A 19,550-nucleotide genomic window follows, 5' to 3' on the forward strand; every position below is an offset into this window, starting at 1 on the left:
TCAGCCTCCCACGGTCTCCCGTGCAGCGGGCTGCGGGATGCGCGCACGGCCGATGGGGTTCTTCAGCCGCCCCGCGTACATCAGCGACGAGGACTGGTCGGCGAGGTCCACCATCCTCAGGGTGTTGCGCAGCTGCAGCCGGTTCAGGCAGGAGTGCGCGAACGAGTCCGCACGCAGATCGACCAGGGACTCCAGCTCCGGATGCTCGGCGGCGTGCTCGTCGACCGTCTCCGCGACGAGCCGCCAGAACTCGATCTCCGGGAGCACCCCGTCGACGTGGAGGATCCCGGCCAGATGGCGCAGCACCCCGTCGAAGACATCGGTGAAGATCGCGAGCGCCTTCTCCTCGTCGTCGACGGGGGAGACGATCCTCCGCACATCCTCCGGCAGCGTGCGCGCGGAGAGCAGCGCCACCTCCTCGCCGATGTCCTTCATGAACACCCCGGTCGGCACGTGCTCGTCGAGGATCAGGATGAGGTTCTCGCCGTGGGGCATGAAGGCGAGGTCGTGCGCGAGCAGGCAGTGCACGACCGGACGAAGGTAGGCGCGCAGCACGCTGCGGACCCACTCCGCCGCGGGGATGCCGGAGGCGCGGACGAGTGCTCCGACGACCGAGCGGCCCTCTCCGTCGCGGTGCAGGAGCGAAGCCAGGGTGGCCAGCCTCTGCGAACCGGAGGCCAGGGGCACGGGGCTCTCCCGCCACAGGGCCGCGAGCATCTTCCGATGCGCCGACGGCTCCGCCGTGCGGTGGTAGGCGTCGCCCGTGTATCCGATCGACGCGCGCTCGCGCAGCACCCGGAAGCCGGCGTCCCGCAGGGTGTCGTCGCCCGCAGTGAGCTCGGCGACCCAGTCGTTGATCGCCGGAGTGACGCGCATGTAGGCGGGGGAGAGGCCGCGGAGGAAGCCCATGTTCTGCACGGCCAGAGCGGTCTTCACGTAGTGACGGTGCGGGTGGGAGATGTTGAACATCGTCCGCACGGACTGCTGGGCGCGGTACTCGTCCTCGCTCTCCCCGATGAGCACGAGGTCGCGGCGGGCGAGGTCGGGGGCGAAGGTGATCGTGACGCGGTTCTCCCACTGCCACGGATGCACCGGCAGCAGGTGGAAGTCGGCCGGGTCCTCGCCGAGGTCGCGCAGACGCGTTGCGAACCGGTCGCGCTCCGCGGCGCTCAGCTCACCGGACAGCAGCTGCTCCTCGTCGATCCCGGTGCCGAGCGCGAGGTGGGAGGAGGAGCGGCGCGCGGCCGTCCACACCAGATGGAACGGGCGTCCTGCCTCCGGGGCGAACGCCGCATGGTCGGAGACGCCGAAGCCGATGCGCCCGTTGTTGGCGACGAACCCGGGGTGGCCCTCGGTCATCGCCGCCTCGACGGTCTGGAAGTCGGCGTCGGCCAGAGCATCCGCCGTCGGCCCGCCCTGCGCGATCTTGAACATCGAGCCGGCCAGCGTGGAGGCGATCTCCTCGAGGTAGAGCGGCAGCAGCTCGTCGGAGAGGCCCAACTGCGGCTGCAGCTCCAGGATCAGCTGCTGGGTGTCGAGATCCGTCGCCGTCCCGCGGACGAGACGGCGGATGCTGTCTTCATCCACGATCCAGTGGTCGAGCTCTGCACGGACGGCGTCGAACAGGTACTCGGCGTCGCCCAGGGGAACCGTGAGGCGCCAGCCGCCGTCGTCGCGGCGCTCAGGGGAGATGAGCCGCTCGTGGGCGAACTCCGCGATGGCCTTCGCCACGAGGTGGCGCTGCGCGCGCTCGAGGGCGTCGGGGGTCAGGTGGTCGGCGGGCGCGATCATGCGCGCTCCCCTCGGTCGAGGCAGGCGAGCGCGGATGCCGCGAAGGCCTCCCGCGTGCAGGTGGACAGCATCGCGGTCTTGAGGTGACCGCCCTCGTCGACGACGACCTCGCCGAGCTCCTGGAAGCCGGCCCGCACGTTCTTCGCGCGGATCCTCTCGTTGCGGACGTCGGGCTCGACCACCACCCGCGTCGCGCCGAGTCCGTCGAAGCACCACGTCATGACCGCGGCGAACACGGCGTCGGTCAGACCGTGCCGCGTGACGGCTCCGGGCGGGGAGATGAGGACGTGCATGCCGAGGTCTCCCGGCGCCGCCTCATGCACCTCGGTCAGCAGCACGCGGGCGGGGTCGTAGGTCTCGGCGTAGAACGCGGGGGCGCCATCGATCAGCCCCAGCCATGCCTGCTGTCCCGGCGCGGTCGTCACGGAGGCGAGGTACTCCTCGACCTGCGCGGCATCCAGAGCGGTCATCCCCCAGAACGCCGAGTGCGGATCGGACAGCCAGCTCTGCAGCACGACGGCGTCGCGCCGCGAGTCGGCGGGGATCAGGGTGATGTCGAGGTCCGTCGCGACGCTCATCGTGCGACCTCCCCCGCGTGGAGCGCCGGCGCGCGTCCGGCATCCGCGGGGATGCCGAAGTCCTGGAACGCGATGCGACGCTCGATCGGGTAGACCTCGCGCCCCGTGATCGAGGCGAGGATCGACGAGTTGCGCCACGCCCCGAAGCCGAGGTCGGGCGCGGTGAGGCCGTGGGTGTGCTCCTCGCCGTTCTGCACGAAGACGCGCCCGCGGCCGCCGTCGACGCTGTAGTCGCGTGCGACGTCGAGCCTGCCCAGCGCATCCCAGTCGAGGCGGTCGGCGATGCCGGAGAGGAACGGCGGCGTCTCGGCCGAGTATCCGGTCGCGAGCACCAGCGATGCGGTCTCCCGCTCGTGCTCCTCGCCGAGCTGTCCGTGCTGCAGGGTGAGGCGGTGCCGGGTGCCGTCCCACGACGCCGCCGTCACCTCGGTGTCGGTGAGCAGCGTGGTCGGCACCGGCCCGTCGGCGCTGAGCCGGTAGAGGGTGTCGTAGATGTCGTCGATGAGGTCGGCGGAGATGCCCTTGTACAGGCTCCGCTGCTCGCGCCCCAGATGTTGGCGCAAGGCGATGGGGAGCGAGTGGAAGTGGTCGGTGTACTCGGGGGAGGTCATCTCCAGCGTGAGCTTCGTGTACTCCATCGGGAAGAACCGCGGCGAACGGGTGATCCAGTCCAGCCGGTATCCGCCGTCGCGGGCGCCCTCCAGAAGGTCGCGGTAGATCTCGGCCGCGGACTGGCCGCTGCCCACGACCGTGATCGAGTCGGTGGCCCTGAGCGCGTCGCGGTTCTCCAGGTACTCCGAGCTGTGCACGGCATGACCCGAGACGTCGCGCAGCGCCTGCGGCACCCGGGGCCTGGTCCCGACGCCGACGACGACGTGCCTGGCGCGCAGCGTGCGCTCCTCGCCCGTGTCGGTGCGCATCGCACGGACGACGTAGACATCGTCGGCCGGATCGTGCTCGACGGCGACGACCTCGCTGTTCCACTGCAGCTGGGGGAGCTGTGCGGCCGCCCAGCGGCAGTAGGCGTCGTACTCGGCGCGCAGTGCGTAGAAGCTCTCGCGGATGTAGAAGGGATACAGCCTGCCCGACTGCTTCAGCCAGTTGAGGAAGGAGAACGGCGAGGTGGGGTCGGCCATCGTCACGAGATCGGCGAGGAATGGCACCTGGATCGTCGCGCCCTCGATCATCATGCCGTGGTGCCACCGGAAGCCGTCGGCGCGGTCGAGGAACACGGCGTCCAGCCCGAGCGGATCCGCCAGGCACGCCAGGCCGAGATTGAAGGGGCCGATGCCGACGCCGACGATGTCGTGCACGTGCGCGCTCATGCCGAGGCCTCCGCCCCGACGAGGGCGTCGTCGAGATCGGCGGACATCCCCGCGAGCGCCGCCGCGGCATCCTTCACCATGCCGAGGATCGCCCGCACGTCGTCGAGGGTGGTCTCGGGATTCAGCAGGGTGAGCTTCAGACAGGGGCGGCCGTCGATCACGGTCTTCGCGACGAGCGCGCGGCCGGACTCGAACAGCACGCGTCGCACACCGGCGACGAGCGCGTCCTGCGCGGCCGGGCTGGCACCGTCCGGGCGGACACGGAAGAGCACCGTGCTCAGCTGTGTGCGACCGACGAGCTCCAGGTCGGGGTCGGCCTCGACGAGATCCCCGACGGATGCCGCGAGGTCGATCACCTCGTCGAAGAGGGCGCCGACGCCGTCGGCGCCCATCGCGCGGAGCGTCACCCACAGCTTCAGCGCGTCGAAGCGGCGCGTCGTCTGCAGGGACTTGTCGACCTGGTTGGGCTCCTCGTTCTCGACGGGGTTCAGGTAGTCGGCGTGCCATGCGCCGGCGGCGAGATCGCGCGGCTCGCGGACGAGGATCGCGCTCGACGACACCGGCTGGAAGAAGCTCTTGTGGAAGTCCACGGTCACCGACCGCGCCCGCTCGATGCCGTCGAGCAGGTGCCGGCGACGCGGCGAGACGAGCAGGCCGCCGCCGTACGCGGCATCCACGTGCATCCACACGCCGTGGGTCTCGCAGACGTCGGCGAGGAGCGCGAGCGGGTCGATGACGCCGCGGTCGGTGGTCCCGGCCGTCGCGACGACCGCCATCGGCACGCGGCCGGCGGCGCTCGCCGCGGTGAGGGCAGCGTCGAGGGCGGAGGGCAGCATCCGTCCCTCGCCGTCGTCGGCGACCTCGATCACCGCGTCCTCCGCGAGTCCGAGCAGCAGTGCGGACTTGCCGACGCTGAAGTGGCTGGATGCCGTGGCGAGGACGACCAGTCGCGGGATCGCCTCGGAGCGGGGGGAGGAGAGCATGGCCAGCGCGGCCTCCCGCGCGAGGAAGAGGGCGTGCAGGTTCGACTGGGTGCCGCCGGAGGTGAAGACCCCGTCGCCCGCGGAGAACCCGGCCCAGCCGGTCGCGAGCTCGATGAGGCGCCGTTCCATCAGCGTGCCGACGGCGGATTGGTCGTAGGTGTCGACCGAGGTGTTCACGGCCGCGAGGACCGACTCCGCCGCGACGGCGGGGAGCGCGACGGGGCAGTTCAGGTGGGCCGCGTACATCGGGTGGTGGAACCACACCGCGTGGGCGAGGAACAGCTCGTCGATCTCCCGGATCGCGGAGGGGGTGCCGATGCCCGATCCGGTGAGGTCGACGGCATCCACGAGCTGTTGCAGTTCGACGCGGGATGCACCGGACGCGGGCTGCGCTGTCTCGGCGAATCTGTCGGCGACCCGCGAGGTGGTGCGGGCGATCAGCGAGCGGTAGACATCGGCGGTGGACGAGGTGAGCAGCTCAGGCACGAATCGACTCCTTAGTTAGGATTGCCTATCCTACATAAAGAAGTTTATGGACGCAGTCATAAATCGTCGCACACCGACGGCGACGACGAGGACGCGAGCGCTCAGGCGGTCGCGGGCTTCTCGCTCCACACCAGGAGGAAGGCCCCGAGGGCGATCATGAGGCCGCCTCCCGTGGCGCCCATCGCCTCGAGTCGGCGCGGAGAGCGGCCGAACCAGTCGCGGGCCGCGCTCGCGAGCAGCACCCAGATCGCATCGCAGGAGACCCCGATCGCGACGGTGATCGCACCGAGCACGAAGAGCTGGAGAGGCACCGAGCCCGTGTGCAGATCGACGAACTGCGGAAGGATCGCGAGGAAGAACGCGATCGACTTGGGGTTGCTCACGCCGACCACGAAGCCCTCGACGAGCACGCGGATCCCCGACCTCCGCGGCTGCACGCCGGTGATGGCGCCCGCCGCATCCTTCCGGTGCCTGATCGCCTGGATGCCGAGGAACACGAGGTAGCCGGCGCCGAGCACCTTGACGATCGTGAACAGCACGACCGACTGGGCGATGATCGTCCCGACACCGAGAGCGACGGCGCCGACGAGGAGCAGCGACCCGAGCGCGGTGCCCAGGATGCTGAGGAAGCCGCCGAGTCGGCCGAGCGCCATCGCGCGTCCGATCGTGAACAGCACCGTGGGCCCAGGGATCACGACCATGATGAACGCCGCGATGATGAAGCTCGTGAGGGTCTCGGCGCTGAACATGAGGAGAGCCTAGAGCCTCTCGCGTCGTTCCGTGGCGGGGGAGAGAGCGGGCGGCCCGATCGGCCGCCCGCTCTCGGTCAGGCTGCGTCCCAGAAGCGGTCTTCCGCGGCCTGGTCCTCGCTCATCAACCACACCTCGACGATCCGGTCGCCCGCGACGCGGAAGACGTCGACGCCGTGCTGATCGAGGTCGTCCTGCCCGTCGCGTCGCGCGCGGAACCGCACGGTCATGGAGACGAGGTCGCCGCTCTCCGTCACCGATTCCGGCTCCAGGGCGAACGTCCCGCCGCTGAGCTGCATGAACCGGCCCAGGTGGGCGACGATGGCCGCGGGACCGACGTGATCTCCCGACAGCTGGTTCGATCCCGGCTGATGCCACACGGCATCCGCCCCGAAGGTCGCCGCGAGCGCCTCCATGTCTCCGGCGGCCATGGCCGCCCCGTACTGTCCGACGACGTCGATTGCCGACATGATGAACCTCCCTGTGGCCCGTTACTCTGGGCATCCAGCGTCTCCAGCGAGGGCTGGTCACCTCAACGTCACCGAACGGAGCGGCGGATGCCCACCGACTGGACCGTCTTCTCGGCCCGATGCCCCTCTCGCACCTCGCTCGCGCGCATCGCCAACAAGTGGACGGCCATGATCGTCGTGCTCCTGCACGAGCAGCCGCTGCGGTTCGGCGAGCTTCATCGACGGGTCGAGGGCATCGCGAAGAAGGTGCTCGTCGATACGCTGCGGGCACTGGAGCGCGACGGGATGATCGAGCGGACGACCGACGACGACGGCCACGTCCGCTACGCGCTCACCCCGCTGGGCGCGACCCTCCACGAGCCGCTGCAGGCGCTGCAGGTGTGGGCGGAGTCGCACGTCGACGATGTGCTCGCGGCGCAGGACCGCTACGACGAAGCGGTCGACGAGCGGGTGCTCGGCGACCGCTGAGCCGCGATCAGCGCGGCGGGTTCTCCGGCAGCCACTCCGCGAGCGTCGTCGGGAAGATCTGCGCGCCTTCGACGGGGAGCAGGGTGCGCTCCTCGATGTGCGCCCCGAAGTACTGCGCATCCGGATCCTGCACGACGACGCGGTCGTCTCCGCGGAACGCGAGCCCTCGACGGATGAACTCGTCCATCGGGAACACCTCAGGACCCGCGATCTCGATGCCGCCGTTCAACGGGGCTCCGACGGCGGTGCGGGCGACGGCCGTCGCGACGTCGTCCGCCGCGATGGGCTGGATCAGCGCGCCGGGCAGCCGCACCTCGGCGCCCGCCGCGACGGTGGCCGCGATGCTGCCGATGAACTCGAAGAACTGCGTCGCGTGCACGAACGAGTACGGGACCCCCGATTCGGCGATGAGGGCCTCCTGCGCCGCCTTCGCGTGGAAGTAGTCGATGTCCTGCGGACGGTCGGTGCCGACGATGGTCAGGGCGACGTGGTGGCCGACCCCCGCGGCCTTCTCCGCGGCGAGGAGGTTCGCGGTCGAGGTCGTGAAGAACTCTCTCACCGCATCCTTCTCGAACGACGGGGAGTTCGTGACGTCGACGACCACGTCGGCGCCGTCCAGCGCCTCGGCGAGCCCCTCGCCGGTGATCGAGTCGACGCCGGTGCCCGGCGAGGCGGCGACCGCCTCGTGGCCGTGCGCGGTGAGCTTCGAGACGACCTTGGACCCGATGAGTCCTGTGCCCCCGATGACGACGATCTTTGCCATGTCCAGCCTTTCTCTGCGACGCACCGAGTGGTGCGCTCCCCAGCTGTGACCGGATGACGTGCGCGGGTGTGACAGGTTCAGCCGCGCAACCGGCGCAGCTTCTCCGGATCGCGCATCGACCACACCGATACGAGGAGACCGCGTCGAGCCGACGCGCACACGGCCGCCACGGCTTGTCCGTCTCGGCGCACGACGAGCCCCGTCGCTCCGTTGATCCCGACGACGGCGATGTCCGTCGAGCAGACGAGCAGCGCGCCCGCCACAGCATCACGGCCGACGATCTCCCCGCCAGTCCCCGCCGGACCGCCGTCCACGATCAGGGTGACGTCGGCGGCGAGCAGGTCTCCGATGCTCGTCGCATCCCCGGCGGTGATCGCGGCGGCCAGTCTCTGCATCAGCGCGGCATCCGGTGCGTCCCGGCTGCGACGCCGCCACCACGCCGGCATCCGCCGAGACGTCATGCCCTGGTCGGCTCCGCGTTGCGGAGCTTGTCGGGGGCCATGACCCAGAACAGCTGCTCGATGCCGTCGGGGCCCGCCGTGATCGTCACGAGGGTGGTGACATCACCGTCGACGGCGAGGGTCGCGGCCGGTTGGCCGTTCACCTCGACCCAGCCGACCTGCTTTCCGGTCCAGAAGTGCCCGGAGAACGCGGCGATGAACGCCGCCACCCTGCTGCGTCCCGCGACGGGGATGCGTGCGGCGAGCTTCGCGCCGTTGCCGTCGGTGCGGCTCACGACGTCTTCCGCGAGAAGGCTCTCCAGCGCGTCCACGTCGCCGCGCTGGGCGGCCGTGACGAAGGCCTCCAGCAGACGGCGCTGCTCGTGCGCGCTCGCCGTCGTCCTCCGGGCGGAGGAGAGGTGGGCGCGCGCCCTGCTCACCAGCTGACGCGCGTTGACGGCCGTCGTCGCGATGATCTCCGCGATGCGCGGATACGGGTAGTCGAACGCCTCCCGCAGCACGTAGGCCGCCCGCTCGGTCGGGCTGAGCTTCTCGAGCAGGATCAGCACGGCGTACTGCAGCGCCTCGCCCGTCTCGGCTCCGAGAGTCGGGTCGTCGTCCGTGTTCACCGGTTCGGGCAGCCACGGTCCGATGTACGTCTCCCGACGCGCGTGCGCCGACTGCAGGGCGTTGATCGAGAGCCTGGTGATGATCGTCGCGAGGAACGCCGCCGGCTCCCGGATGCCGGAGCGATCGGCGCGCTGCCAGCGGATCCAGGTCTCCTGCACCATGTCCTCGGCGTCGGCCACCGTCCCCAGCATCCGATACGCGATGCCGAACAGTCGCCGTCGCTGGGCGTCGAACACGGCGACGGCCTCGTCCAGATCGCCCTCCGTCATCGGCCCCTCGTCTCGTCGATCCAGGGTACGCCCGCCGGTCGCGCGCACGCCTCGTCAGCTCTGACCGGATGCCCCCGGCATCCGTGACACGACCCTCGCACACAGCGCCAGGTGAGAAGCTAGAAGGATGACCGGATCGATCGCCCCGCTGACCGAGGCCGAGGTGCAGCGTCTGCGCGCCGACTTCCCGATTCTGCAGTCCGAGGTGAACGGGCACCCGCTCGCCTACCTCGACTCCGGAGCGACCTCACAACGGCCGTTCGCGGTGCTCGACGCGGAGCGCGAGTTCGCGTCGACCATGAACTCCGCCGTGCACCGCGGCGCGCACACCCTCGCGGCCGAGGCGACGGAGCTGTTCGAAGACGCCCGCGCGACGGTGGCCCGGTTCGTCGGGGCCTCCGACGACGAGATCGTCTGGACCTCCAACGCCACCGAGGCGATCAACCTCGTCGCGTACTCGATTTCGAACGCCTCGCTCGGACGCGGGGGAGCGGCCGCGGAGCGCGTGCGCCTGCGGGCGGGCGACGAGATCGTCACGACCGAGATGGAACACCACGCCAACCTCATCCCGTGGCAGGAGCTCGCCGCGCGCACGGGAGCGACGCTCAAGGTCGTCCCGCTCGACGACGACGGCGCGCTGCGGCTCGATGTCGCCGCCGAGCTCATCACCGAGCGCACGAGGATCGTCGCCTTCACGCACGTCTCGAACGTGCTCGGCGTGATCAACCCCGTGGACCGGCTCGTCGCGCTCGCCAGGGCCGTCGGCGCGCTCGTGCTCCTCGACGCCTGCCAGTCGGCGCCCCACCTGCCGCTCGACGTGAAGGCGCTCGACGTCGACTTCGCCGTGCTCTCCGGGCACAAGATGCTCGGGCCGACCGGCATCGGCGCGCTGTACGGACGACGGGAGCTGCTGGAGGCCATGCCCCCGTTCCTCACCGGCGGCTCCATGATCACGACGGTCACGACGACCGAGGCCGAGTACCTGCCGCCGCCGCAGCGCTTCGAAGCGGGCACGCAGCGCGTCTCGCAGGCGATCGCGCTCGCCGCGGCCGTCGACTACCTCTCCGAGGTGGGCATGGATCGCATCGCCGCGCACGAGGCCGCCTTCGGTGCGCGTCTCGTCGACGGGCTGAGCGAGATCGAGGGCGTGCGCGTCCTCGGCGCCGGCATCGACCTGCCGCGCGTGGGTCTCGCGAGCTTCGACGTGGACGGCATCCATTCGCACGATGTCGGGCAGTACCTCGACGACCTCGGCATCGCGGTGCGCGTGGGCCACCACTGCGCGCAGCCGCTGCACCGCCGCCTCGGCATCACCTCGTCGACGAGGGCGAGCACCTATCTCTACACGACGGATGCCGAGATCGACGCCGTCATCGCGGGCGCGGCCGGCGCCATCGACTTCTTCCGGAGGGGCGCATGAGCGACCTGCAGAACCTGTACCAGGAGCTGATCCTCGACCATTCACGCACCCCGCACGGCTTCGGGCTGCGCGGCGAGATCGCGGCGCAGTCGCACCAGCTCAACCCCACCTGCGGCGACGAGATCACCCTGCAGGTGCATCGGGCGGCCGACGGCTCGGTCGAGGCCATCGCCTGGGAGGGGCACGGCTGCGCGATCTCGCAGGCATCCGCCTCTCTGCTGTCCGAGCTCGCCGAGGGGCTGACGGTGGACGACCTGGAGATGCGCATCGCCTCCTTCCGTGAGGCGATGCGCTCCCGCGGAAAGATCCTCCCCGACGAGGAGCTGCTCGGCGACGCCGCGGCGCTCGGCGGCGTCTCGAAGTACGTCGCCAGGGTCAAGTGCGCGATGCTCGCCTGGGTCGCCGCGGAGGATGCGCTCGCCAAGAGCTGAGGAGCCGGACATGAGACGGGAGCCCCTTCCTGCGGGCGCGAGCTGGCAGCATCAGGGCGCCAGGCGCGGCTTCGAGGTCGCCTTCTTCGCGCACGAGACCGACGGTGGATTCCGCCTCTCGGGCAGCACCTCGGCGAACGAGTCGTCAGCTCTGTGGGCCGTGGACTACGAGGTGACGGTGGATGCCGCGTGGAGGACGGTCGCCGTGCGGGCCATGACCAGGACCGAGGCAGGGCGGCGCGGCGTCGCGATCGACCGTGACGCAGACGGGAGGTGGCGGGTCGACGGGCTGCTCCGCCCCGATCTCGACGGCTGTGTCGACATCGACTTCGAGTCCTCCGCGGTGACGAACACCCTCCCCGTGCATCGCATCGACTTCACAGAGGGCGTGGGCGTCGACGTCCCCGCGGCATTCGTCAGGGCGGAGGATCTGCGCGTCGAGCGTCTCGAGCAGCGCTACACGCTGATCGAGGCGGTGGAGGAGAGGGCGATCTTCCACTACGAATCGTCGACCTTCGACTTCGCGTGCGACCTCGAATACGACGCGGCGGGTCTCGTCCTCGCCTACCCCGGCATCGCGGTCAGAGACTCCTAGCTCGCCGTCCTCTCGCGGCCGCGCGCGGCACTGCGAGTGTCGTGTGTATCTACGGTGCGACTTGGGGACAGTCTAAGAAGCTGGTGGCCTTCAGTGTGCGACGCTCGCGCATGACGAGCTGTGCGCATCCGTCAGCGTGACGGGTTGAGGTCGTACTCCGTGGTTTCGGTGTTCCATGCCACTGGTTCGTCGTCGAGCTGCACTGACCAGTCGGCGTCCGGGACGGCGCGCCTGGCGGCGGAAAGCCCTCGGAGCAACTTCTTGACCGCACGCGGCGCCGTGAAGAGATTGGACGGGAGCTTGCTCGAGCCGGAAAGCTCCCAGTTGTCGGTGCTCACGACGGTCTCGGGTTCGTCGTAGAACGCCAGCGGCTCGGTGCCGCTCGGCAGCGCCGCCCCGTCGAATGCGGTGTTGAGAGCATGCGCTTCGTCGGGAGTGAGTGGGCGTTCGCGGGCAAGCGAGTAGTAGACGGAAACGCCCATGTACTTTTCAATCCTCTTCTTCGTGGTCTCCGAAGACTGATGCTGGTCAGTCTGGGACCGATGGTAGTCAAGGAGAGGCGTGGCCGAGGTGTGGCGCTGCCGGCCAGTTCGCCTATCCGCGCCCTGCGGCGGACTGGACAGCGTGGTCCGCGTGACCAGGCATCCGGAGTCGCAGTATCGTGTTCCCACACACGGGGGCATCTGGGGGTTTCATCTTGTCCACACCGAGCTACTACCGACACCGCCTGAGGCGCATGACGGGGCGCGACTCCACCGAGTCGCATCGCGCGGCGACGCCGCTGGAGCTGCTGTTCGACCTCACCTTCGTCGCGGCCTTCGGCGTCGCGGGCAACGCGCTCGCATCGTCCATCGCCCACGGCGACATCCTCGCCGGGATCGGCGCGTTCGCCTTCGCGATGGTCGCGATCATCTGGGCCTGGATCAACTACTCGTGGTTCGCGTCGGCGTTCGACACGGACGACTGGCTGTTCCGCGTGCTCACGATGGTGCAGATGGCGGGAGTGATCGTGCTCGCGATCGGCCTGCCGACGATGTTCGCGTCGATCGAGCGCGGGCAGCCCGTGCAGAACGAGGTCATGGTCGCCGGCTACGTCGTGATGCGCGTCGCCGTGATCGCGCAGTGGCTCAGAGCGGCGCACGGCAACCCGAAGTACCGCGCGGTCGCGAAGACCTACGCCGTGTCGATCGGCATCGCGCAGGTCGGATGGGTGCTGCTGATCTTCCTCCCGCTCGATCCGCTCGGCTTCGTCCTCGCCGCGATCGTGGTGCTCGCGATCGACTGGTCGAGCCCGATCCTCGCGGAGGCGAAGGGCGCCCACTACGGAGGCGGAGCGACGCCGTGGCATCCGCACCACATCGCCGAGCGGCACGCCCTGCTCACGATCATCGCTCTCGGGGAGACGGTCTTCGGAACCCTCGCCGCGGCGCAGTCGATCACGGCGGCGGAGGGCTGGACGGTCTCGTCGGTCATGGTCGTCGGCCTCGGCGTCCTGATGGCGTTCGCGCTGTGGTGGGTCTACTTCCTCGTGCCGAGCGCGCCGATCCTCGCGGTCCGCCGGTCGAAGGCGCTCGTGTGGGGGTATGGGCACATCCTGCTGTTCGCGTCGATCGCCGCGGTCGGCGCGGGGCTGCACGTGATCGGCTACGTCTACGACGAGCACTATCACGTGAGCACTCTCGTCGCGATCTCCTCGATCGCGGTGCCCGTGCTGATCTTCATGGTCACGCTCTACCTGCTGCACGCCTGGCTGGTCTCCGCGCTGCCGAAGAACACCCCGATGCAGTCGGCGGAGATTGCCCTTCCGGTGGTCGCGATGATCTTGGCGGCCGTCGGCTGGCCGCTATGGGCCTGCCTGCTGATCGTGGTGATGTCTCCGGTTGCGATCGTGCTCTCGTTCGAGCTCGGTGGTTGGCGTGTGCTCGATGCACAGCTCGACGCGGCGGTGAAGAAGGGGGCTCGGGCGAGGGCCTGACGTCCGCTCGACGGCATGACGCGACATGATGGAGTCATGTCGATCCAGCTCGCTCCTCTGCCCGCCGACCGGTTCGACGAGTGGAGGGCTGCTGCCGAGGTGCGGCTCGTGGAGCGCTCCCGGCGTTCGGGCTACCGGGTCGGAGCGGATGCCGTCGAGTACGCCGCGCGCGTGTTCGCGGAGGTGCTCCCCGAGGGCGTCGACTCGCCGGCCGCCCGCGTCCTCGTCATCACCGAGGGCGCTCGCGAGCTCGGCACGCTGTGGCTCGCGCTGGCGGGGGAGAAGCTCTTCGTCCTCGAGCTCGCGGTCGAGGACGTGTTCCACGCCGACGAGCTGTTCGCGGAGATCGTGGTCATCGCCCGTCAGCAGGGCGCCACACGGCTCAGCGCCGGGCTCTTCCCGCAGGACGAGGCCGGCCACGCACTCATCGCCGGGAGGGGATTCACCCTCGCCTCGATCCAGATGGTCCTCGAACCCCTGCCAGAGCGCGCCGCGGAAGACGACGTCGTGGTCTCACCCATGACGGCCGAGCGCTTCCCCGGGTACGCGGAGGCCTCGGAGGCGGCGTTCGCCGGAGACCTCGTCGACTCCGGGCGCTACACCCCCGAGGAGGCGGTCGCCGAGTCCCATCGCCAGATGCAGCTCGAGCTCCCCGACGGGCTCGACTCGGCGGGCCAGTCGTTCTTCACGGCATCCGTCGAGGGGGTCGAGGTCGGGGTCCTGTGGATCGGCGCGCGCCTGCGTGATGACCGCCCGCACGCCTTCGTGCTCGACATCGAGGTGGCGGCCGACCAGCGACGCAGGGGATACGGGCGGGCGCTCATGCTCGCCGTCGAGCGGGAGGCCCGGGCGTTCGGGGCCGACTCGGTCGGACTGCACGTCTTCGGCTTCAACACCGGTGCGATCGAGCTCTACGAGCGGCTGGGGTACCGACGCGTCGAGGAGTCGTATTTCCTTGATCTCTGAGACGGGAATACATGGAGGGCCGCGAGGTTTCCCCCTGCATGAAAACTCTCGGAATCATCGGTGCAGGACACATCGGCAGTCAGATCGCGCGCGTCGCGGTGGCGCACGGGTACGACGTCGTGATCGCCAACTCGCGCGGACCTGAGACGCTGGCCGACCTCGTCGCGGACCTCGGTCCGCGTGCGAAGGCCGGAACGGCGGTCGAAGCGGGCGAGGCGGGTGACGCGGTCGTCGTGACGGTGCCGCTGCGCGCCATCGACCAGATCCCCGTCGAGCCTCTCGCCGGCAAGATCGTGCTCGACACCAACAACTACTACTTCGAGCGCGACGGGCGCATCGAGGCGCTCGACAAGGGTGAGACGACGACATCCGAGATCGTCCAGCGGCACCTGCCGACGTCCAGGGTCGTGAAGGCCTTCAACCACATCTTCGCGGCGGACATCACGTCCGACGGCGCTCCGGCGGGCTCGGAGAACCGTCGTGCGCTCGCCGTGGCCGGAGACGACGCGGAGGCGGTCGCCTTCGTCACGCGCTTCTACGACGAGATCGGATTCGACGCGGTGAACGTCGGTCCGCTCAGCGAGTCCTGGCGGGTCGAGCGCGACCGTCCGGCGTATGTCGTCCGGCAGAACGCCGATGAGCTACGGGCGAACCTGGCTATCGCGAACCGCCTGCCCTGAGCGGGCGGCAGTGCGAAGGGGAGCGGATGCTGCGGCATCCGCTGCCCTTCTTCGTGTCCGCGTGGGTGATCCATGCGCACCGTTGGAATACCAGATTGCCGTCGCCTTCCGCATGGTGAGAGAATTCGAGCATGACGGAGGCGGGGGCCGGCGAGCTCGAGTCGGTGCGAGTGGCGAGCGTGCTGCGCGACGACATCATCCTGGGGCGGCGGGCGCCGGGATCACGGCTCGTGGAACGCGACATCGCCGCCGAGCTCGACGTCTCGCGGCTGCCCGTCCGCGAGGCGATCCGCGCTCTGGTCGCCGAGGGGATCGTCGTCTCGAGGCCGCGCAGGTGGGCCGTGGTGCGCGAGTTCACCCACCAGGACATCCAGGAGTTCGGCGAGGTCCGCGAGGCCATCGAGACCTTGATCTTCGTCTTCGCGGCGCAACGCCACGACGATGAGGGGCTCTCCCGGCTGCGCGCCGCTTACGAGACCGAGTTCCTCGCGGCGCAGGCGGGCGATGCCGAGGCCGCCCGCATCGCGGCAGCGCACTTCCACGGCGTCGCCGCCGACCTCGCGGGCAACTCGATGCTCGCCGAGCTCATCGGCGTCTTCGTCACGCGGCTGAGGTGGCTGTTCGGTCAGCATGACGACCTGCTGGCCATGGCCGAAGAGCACCGCGTCCTCCTCGACGCGGTGGCCGCGCGTGACGTCGAGGCTCTCCGGCGACTCGTTCCGGAGCATCTGGCGTCCGGCCAGGCGGCTGCGGAGGCGCGTCTCGGGAACGTCGCCTACGCGATCTGAGCTTTGCGGGAATAGCCGGTTCGGGCGTATCGTTGTCGATAGGTAGATACCCCTAGGGGGTATAGGTTCCGACCTTCGGGACACTGCCGAGAGGAAGCACATCATGAACACCACCACCTACGCCGTCACCGGGATGACCTGCGGACACTGCGAGGGCTCGGTGCGGAGCGAGGTCGCCAAGCTCGACGGAGTGACGGGCATCGAGGTCAGCGCCGCATCGGGCACGCTCGTCGTGACCTCCGATTCCGCGCTCGACGACGCGGCCGTCCTGGCCGCGGTCGACGAGGCCGGCTACCGCGCCGCGCGCGCCTGAGGGGCGATCATGGCAGGCGCAGGAGCGACCTACGATCTCGAGATCGGCGGCATGACGTGCGCGTCGTGCGCGTCGCGCATCGAGAAGCGGCTCAATCGCATCGACGGGGTCACGGCATCCGTCAACTATGCGACCGAGAAGGCGCACGTCGAAGCCGCACCGGGCATCGACGTCGACGACCTCATCTCCGAGGTCGTGCGCACCGGCTACTCCGCCGCGCTCCCGCGCGAGGAGGACGACGGTGAGCCCGATGCCGCGTATCGGATCCTGCGTCTGCGCCTGATCGTCGCCGCGGCGCTGGCGATCCCCGTGATCGTCCTCGCGATGGTCGAGCCGCTGCAGTTCCCCGGCTGGCAGTGGGCGTCGCTCGTGCTGGCCACCCCCGTCGTCACCTGGGCCGCCTGGCCGTTCCACCGCGCGACCTGGCTGAACGCCCGCCACCGCGCCGTGACGATGGACACCCTGATCTCGGTCGGCGTCACGGCCGCCTACCTGTGGTCGCTGTACGCGCTGTTCTTCGGCACTGCGGGCATGTGGGGGATGACCCACCCGTTCCGGTTCACGATCGAGCGCGGCGACGGGCTCGGCAGCATCTACCTCGAGGTCGCCGCCGGAGTGACGATGTTCCTGTTGCTCGGGAGGTTCCTCGAGCAGCGGTCGAAGCGCCGCGCGGGCGCCGCCCTGCGGGCACTCGGAGAGCTGGGTGCGAAGGACGTCGCGATCCTCCGAGACGGCGTCGAGACGCGGGTGCCGCTGTCTCAGCTCCTCGTCGGAGACGTGTTCGTCGTGCGCCCTGGTGAGAAGATCGCGACCGACGGCATCGTGCTGGACGGCTCATCGGCCGTGGATGCCTCGATGCTCACCGGCGAGTCCGTCCCCGTCGAGGTGACGCCGGGCGACACGGTCACCGGCGCCACGGTCAACGTGGGCGGCCGCCTGCTCGTCACGGCCACGCGCATCGGCTCCGACACGCAGCTTGCTCGCATGGCGCAGCTCGTCGAGGAGGCGCAGTCGGGCAAGGCGGAGGCGCAGCGCCTCGCTGACCGCCTATCGGCCGTGTTCGTGCCGATCGTGTTCGCGATCGCCGTGGTGACCCTCGCCGTGTGGCTCCTCGCAGGAGGCGGCGCCGCTGCGGCGTTCACCGCCGCCGTCGCCGTCCTCATCATCGCGTGCCCCTGTGCGCTCGGTCTCGCGACGCCCATGGCGCTCCTCGTCGGCACGGGGCGAGGAGCCCAGCTCGGCGTGCTCATCAAGGGCCCCGAGGTGCTGGAGTCCACGCGCCGCGTCGACACGATCGTGCTCGACAAGACCGGCACGGTGACCAGCGGACGCATGACCCTGCTCGATGTCGTCCCCGCAGCCGGCGAAGACCGTCTGCAGGTGCTGCGGCTGGCGGCCGCCGTCGAGGAGGCATCCGAGCACCCGATCGGGCAGGCCATCGTGCGGGCTGCGGTCGAGCAGTTCGGCGACCTCCCCTCCGTGTCCGACTTCCAGAACGCGCAGGGTCGAGGGGTCTCGGGTGTCGTCGACGCGCACGCCGTGATCGCGGGGCGCCCGTCGCTGCTCGCCGACTGGGCGCTGCATCTTCCGGCCGATCTCGCCGCGGCGTTCGAGCGTGCGGAGTCCGAGGCGCGCACGGCCGTGGCCGTCGCGTGGGACGGTGCGGTGCGCGGCATCCTCGTCGTCGCCGATCAGGTCAGGCCCAGCAGCGCCGACGCGATCGCGGCTCTGCGGGGCCTCGGCCTCACCCCCGTGCTGCTCACGGGCGACAACGAGACGGCCGCGACGCAGGTCGCCGCACAGGTGGGCATCGACGAGGTGCGCGCCGGCGTGCTCCCCGAGGGCAAGGTCGCCGAGGTCGCCGCGCTGCAGGCGCAGGGCAGGGTCGTCGCGATGGTGGGCGACGGCGTGAACGACGCCGCTGCTCTCGCCTCGTCCGACCTCGGCATCGCCATGGGCACGGGAACGGACGCCGCCATCGAGGCATCCGACCTGACCCTCGTGCGGGGCGACCTGTGGGGAGCGGTCGACGCCATCCGGCTCGCGCGCCGCACGCTGGGCACGATCCGCGGCAACCTGTTCTGGGCCCTCGCGTACAACGTCGCGGCGCTCCCGCTCGCGGCTCTCGGTCTGCTCAACCCGATGCTCGCGGGTGCCGCCATGGCGTTCTCGAGCGTGTTCGTGGTGCTGAACAGCCTCCGACTGCGTCGGTTCCGCAGCGCCGCGCCCGGGATGAGAACGGTCTAGGAGCGCCCCAGGTGCGGAGCTATATTTAGCGCTACACGGATTCTTTCCGGAAGTCATGCGTTCTGGGGAGCGAGATGCGGAGTATCGCGGTGGTCGTCGGGGGGCTGCTGGTGATCGGCGGCGGAGTCCTCGTCGTGTCCGCGGATCAGCAGCGCGTGGCGGCTCTGCAGGAGGCCAAGACCGCCGTCGAGGATGCTCGCGGAGAGGTCGCCGAGCTTCGGACCGCGAACCACGGGCTGTCCGAGAAGCTGGCGGCCCTGCGGTCGCGGATCGCCGAGCAGGACGCGCAGCTCTCCGACGTCACGGGGTTCCTGCAGTGAGGCGGATGCTGGCGGTCACGGCGGCACTCGCGGTCGTCGTCGCCGCGGGCGTCGTCGGACGGGCGAACGCCCTCGATGCGGAGCGGGCGGAGACCGTCGCCCAGCTGCGTGCCGTCGTGGCGTCGCTGGACGACGCCCAGGGGCGCTCCGACCACCTGCACGGGTTGATCGATGCCGCGGAGAAGGATGCCGCGGACAGGGCGGCCGTGCTCGCCGTCAGGCCCGCGTTCACCACGGAGGTCGCCGCGCTGACCTCGGCGCTGAGCGGTGCTGAGGGCAAGATCGACACCTCGGCGACCAGGGCCTCGGCGCTGTCGGCGCAGCAGTCCGTGCTGGCCGAGCGCAAGGACCCCGCGGTCGTGCAGGCCGCGACCGCGACGGTGCATGCGCTCACGGCGAAGGTGACGGGCGACGTGGCGACGTGGCAGGCGGCCCAGTCGGCCCGGAGCGGACCAGGGGGACCGGCGTGGTCGTCGAGCGGGCCGGACGGCTATGCACGGGTGCGCGCGGCGCTCGACCGGGTCGGCGGTGCCGGGGTCGGTCTGTACGAGTCGACTTCGTGCGCGGGCGGGAGCGCGGCGGCGTGCGCCAACAGCAACGGCTACATCAAGTACAGCGCCGGCATCGTCGGCTGGAGCGCCGATCGCTTGAACTGGGCCATGGCGCACGAGCTCGCGCACATCTACCAGTTCCAGGTGTGGGGTGCGCTGACCTCGTCATCGACATATCAGACCATGTTCGGCAGCGACCCGGAGTTCCTCGCGAACTGCATGGCCGTCGTGCGAGGCTTCCCCGGGGCGGTCGGATGCGAAGCCGACCAGCAGGCCTGGGCGTCGGGGATCTGGGTCGGCGCGGTCCGCTGA

The 19,550-nt window shown here is 70.2% G+C and carries 22 protein-coding genes; 12 read left to right on the forward strand and 10 right to left on the reverse strand.

Translation table 11 applies throughout. The features are described 5' to 3' along the window. From ACFY5A_RS08285 to ACFY5A_RS08310, 6 genes are all read right to left on the reverse strand, one after another. A complete protein-coding gene (locus ACFY5A_RS08285) occupies positions 1-1,791 on the reverse strand; it encodes an IucA/IucC family protein (protein ID WP_387233086.1) in 1,791 nt (596 codons plus the stop codon). Further along, positions 1,788-2,369 (reverse strand): GNAT family N-acetyltransferase, encoded by a 582-nt coding sequence (locus ACFY5A_RS08290; protein ID WP_387233089.1) that lies wholly within the window; start codon positions 2,367-2,369, stop codon positions 1,788-1,790. The genes ACFY5A_RS08285 and ACFY5A_RS08290 overlap by 4 nt, the downstream gene beginning before the upstream one ends. Beyond that, positions 2,366-3,694 carry a lysine N(6)-hydroxylase/L-ornithine N(5)-oxygenase family protein gene (locus tag ACFY5A_RS08295; RefSeq protein ID WP_387233092.1) on the reverse strand — a complete coding sequence of 443 codons (1,329 nt, stop codon included), beginning with the start codon at positions 3,692-3,694 and terminating at the stop codon, positions 2,366-2,368. Before ACFY5A_RS08295 ends, ACFY5A_RS08290 begins: the two co-directional genes overlap by 4 nt. Further along, positions 3,691-5,163 (reverse strand): pyridoxal phosphate-dependent decarboxylase family protein, encoded by a 1,473-nt coding sequence (locus ACFY5A_RS08300; protein ID WP_387233095.1) that lies wholly within the window; start codon positions 5,161-5,163, stop codon positions 3,691-3,693. Before ACFY5A_RS08300 ends, ACFY5A_RS08295 begins: the two co-directional genes overlap by 4 nt. Before the next feature lie 101 nt (positions 5,164-5,264). After that, complete coding sequence (locus ACFY5A_RS08305; protein WP_341940249.1) at positions 5,265-5,912, reverse strand: LysE family translocator; 648 nt, start codon at positions 5,910-5,912, stop codon at positions 5,265-5,267. 77 nt (positions 5,913-5,989) lie between these two features. After that, positions 5,990-6,382, reverse strand: coding sequence for a nuclear transport factor 2 family protein (locus ACFY5A_RS08310; protein ID WP_105674797.1), 393 nt, complete (start codon positions 6,380-6,382; stop codon positions 5,990-5,992). Positions 6,383-6,469: 87 nt separating this feature from the next. Here ACFY5A_RS08310 and ACFY5A_RS08315 point away from each other — a divergent pair, with 87 nt between their 5' ends. Then, positions 6,470-6,850 carry a helix-turn-helix domain-containing protein gene (locus ACFY5A_RS08315; protein ID WP_105674795.1) on the forward strand — a complete coding sequence of 127 codons (381 nt, stop codon included), beginning with the start codon at positions 6,470-6,472 and terminating at the stop codon, positions 6,848-6,850. A 7-nt stretch (positions 6,851-6,857) separates the two neighbouring features. Here ACFY5A_RS08315 and ACFY5A_RS08320 read toward each other — a convergent pair whose 3' ends face one another. From ACFY5A_RS08320 to ACFY5A_RS08330, 3 genes are all read right to left on the reverse strand, one after another. Then, positions 6,858-7,613: an SDR family oxidoreductase gene (locus ACFY5A_RS08320; protein ID WP_341940248.1), complete on the reverse strand. Its 756-nt coding sequence runs from the start codon at positions 7,611-7,613 to the stop codon at positions 6,858-6,860. Between the two features lie 77 nt (positions 7,614-7,690). After that, positions 7,691-8,074, reverse strand: coding sequence for a hypothetical protein (locus ACFY5A_RS08325; protein WP_341940247.1), 384 nt, complete (start codon positions 8,072-8,074; stop codon positions 7,691-7,693). Beyond that, a complete protein-coding gene (locus tag ACFY5A_RS08330) occupies positions 8,071-8,952 on the reverse strand; it encodes an RNA polymerase sigma-70 factor (protein WP_387233100.1) in 882 nt (293 codons plus the stop codon). The genes ACFY5A_RS08325 and ACFY5A_RS08330 overlap by 4 nt, the downstream gene beginning before the upstream one ends. Before the next feature lie 127 nt (positions 8,953-9,079). On the opposite strand from ACFY5A_RS08330, the gene ACFY5A_RS08335 reads away from it, so the two are divergent. Genes ACFY5A_RS08335 through ACFY5A_RS08345 form a run of 3 tightly spaced genes read left to right on the forward strand, consistent with a single transcriptional unit; the run spans position 9,080 to position 11,398 of the window. Then, positions 9,080-10,372 carry an aminotransferase class V-fold PLP-dependent enzyme gene (locus ACFY5A_RS08335; protein WP_387233103.1) on the forward strand — a complete coding sequence of 431 codons (1,293 nt, stop codon included), beginning with the start codon at positions 9,080-9,082 and terminating at the stop codon, positions 10,370-10,372. Then, positions 10,369-10,803, forward strand: coding sequence for a Fe-S cluster assembly sulfur transfer protein SufU (sufU, locus tag ACFY5A_RS08340; RefSeq protein WP_341940244.1), 435 nt, complete (start codon positions 10,369-10,371; stop codon positions 10,801-10,803). Before ACFY5A_RS08335 ends, sufU begins: the two co-directional genes overlap by 4 nt. Before the next feature lie 10 nt (positions 10,804-10,813). Beyond that, positions 10,814-11,398 (forward strand): putative glycolipid-binding domain-containing protein, encoded by a 585-nt coding sequence (locus ACFY5A_RS08345; RefSeq protein ID WP_387233106.1) that lies wholly within the window; start codon positions 10,814-10,816, stop codon positions 11,396-11,398. Positions 11,399-11,529: 131 nt separating this feature from the next. On the opposite strand, the gene ACFY5A_RS08350 is transcribed toward ACFY5A_RS08345, so the two are convergent. Next, a complete protein-coding gene (locus ACFY5A_RS08350; protein WP_387233108.1) occupies positions 11,530-11,880 on the reverse strand; it encodes a hypothetical protein in 351 nt (116 codons plus the stop codon). Between the two features lie 254 nt (positions 11,881-12,134). On the opposite strand from ACFY5A_RS08350, the gene ACFY5A_RS08355 reads away from it, so the two are divergent. The 8 genes from ACFY5A_RS08355 to ACFY5A_RS08390 all read left to right on the forward strand — a co-directional run bounded on the left by ACFY5A_RS08355 (position 12,135) and on the right by ACFY5A_RS08390 (position 19,550). Then, a complete protein-coding gene (locus tag ACFY5A_RS08355) occupies positions 12,135-13,373 on the forward strand; it encodes a low temperature requirement protein A (protein WP_387233111.1) in 1,239 nt (412 codons plus the stop codon). A 36-nt stretch (positions 13,374-13,409) separates the two neighbouring features. After that, positions 13,410-14,339: a GNAT family N-acetyltransferase gene (locus tag ACFY5A_RS08360; protein ID WP_387233114.1), complete on the forward strand. Its 930-nt coding sequence runs from the start codon at positions 13,410-13,412 to the stop codon at positions 14,337-14,339. A gap of 38 nt (positions 14,340-14,377) precedes the next feature. After that, positions 14,378-15,019: an NADPH-dependent F420 reductase gene (locus ACFY5A_RS08365; protein WP_387233117.1), complete on the forward strand. Its 642-nt coding sequence runs from the start codon at positions 14,378-14,380 to the stop codon at positions 15,017-15,019. Between the two features lie 131 nt (positions 15,020-15,150). Continuing rightward, positions 15,151-15,807, forward strand: a complete 657-nt coding sequence (locus tag ACFY5A_RS08370) for a GntR family transcriptional regulator (protein ID WP_341940238.1) — start codon at positions 15,151-15,153, stop codon at positions 15,805-15,807. 103 nt (positions 15,808-15,910) lie between these two features. After that, positions 15,911-16,120, forward strand: coding sequence for a heavy-metal-associated domain-containing protein (locus ACFY5A_RS08375; RefSeq protein ID WP_181155899.1), 210 nt, complete (start codon positions 15,911-15,913; stop codon positions 16,118-16,120). Positions 16,121-16,129: 9 nt separating this feature from the next. Further along, positions 16,130-18,367: a heavy metal translocating P-type ATPase gene (locus ACFY5A_RS08380; protein WP_387233121.1), complete on the forward strand. Its 2,238-nt coding sequence runs from the start codon at positions 16,130-16,132 to the stop codon at positions 18,365-18,367. A 74-nt stretch (positions 18,368-18,441) separates the two neighbouring features. Next, positions 18,442-18,687, forward strand: a complete 246-nt coding sequence (locus tag ACFY5A_RS08385; protein WP_387233124.1) for a hypothetical protein — start codon at positions 18,442-18,444, stop codon at positions 18,685-18,687. Between the two features lie 5 nt (positions 18,688-18,692). Continuing rightward, positions 18,693-19,550, forward strand: a complete 858-nt coding sequence (locus ACFY5A_RS08390) for a hypothetical protein (RefSeq protein ID WP_387233126.1) — start codon at positions 18,693-18,695, stop codon at positions 19,548-19,550.

This window comes from Microbacterium sp. NPDC012755, assembly GCF_042901325.1.
GTDB lineage: Bacteria > Actinomycetota > Actinomycetes > Actinomycetales > Microbacteriaceae > Microbacterium > Microbacterium natoriense.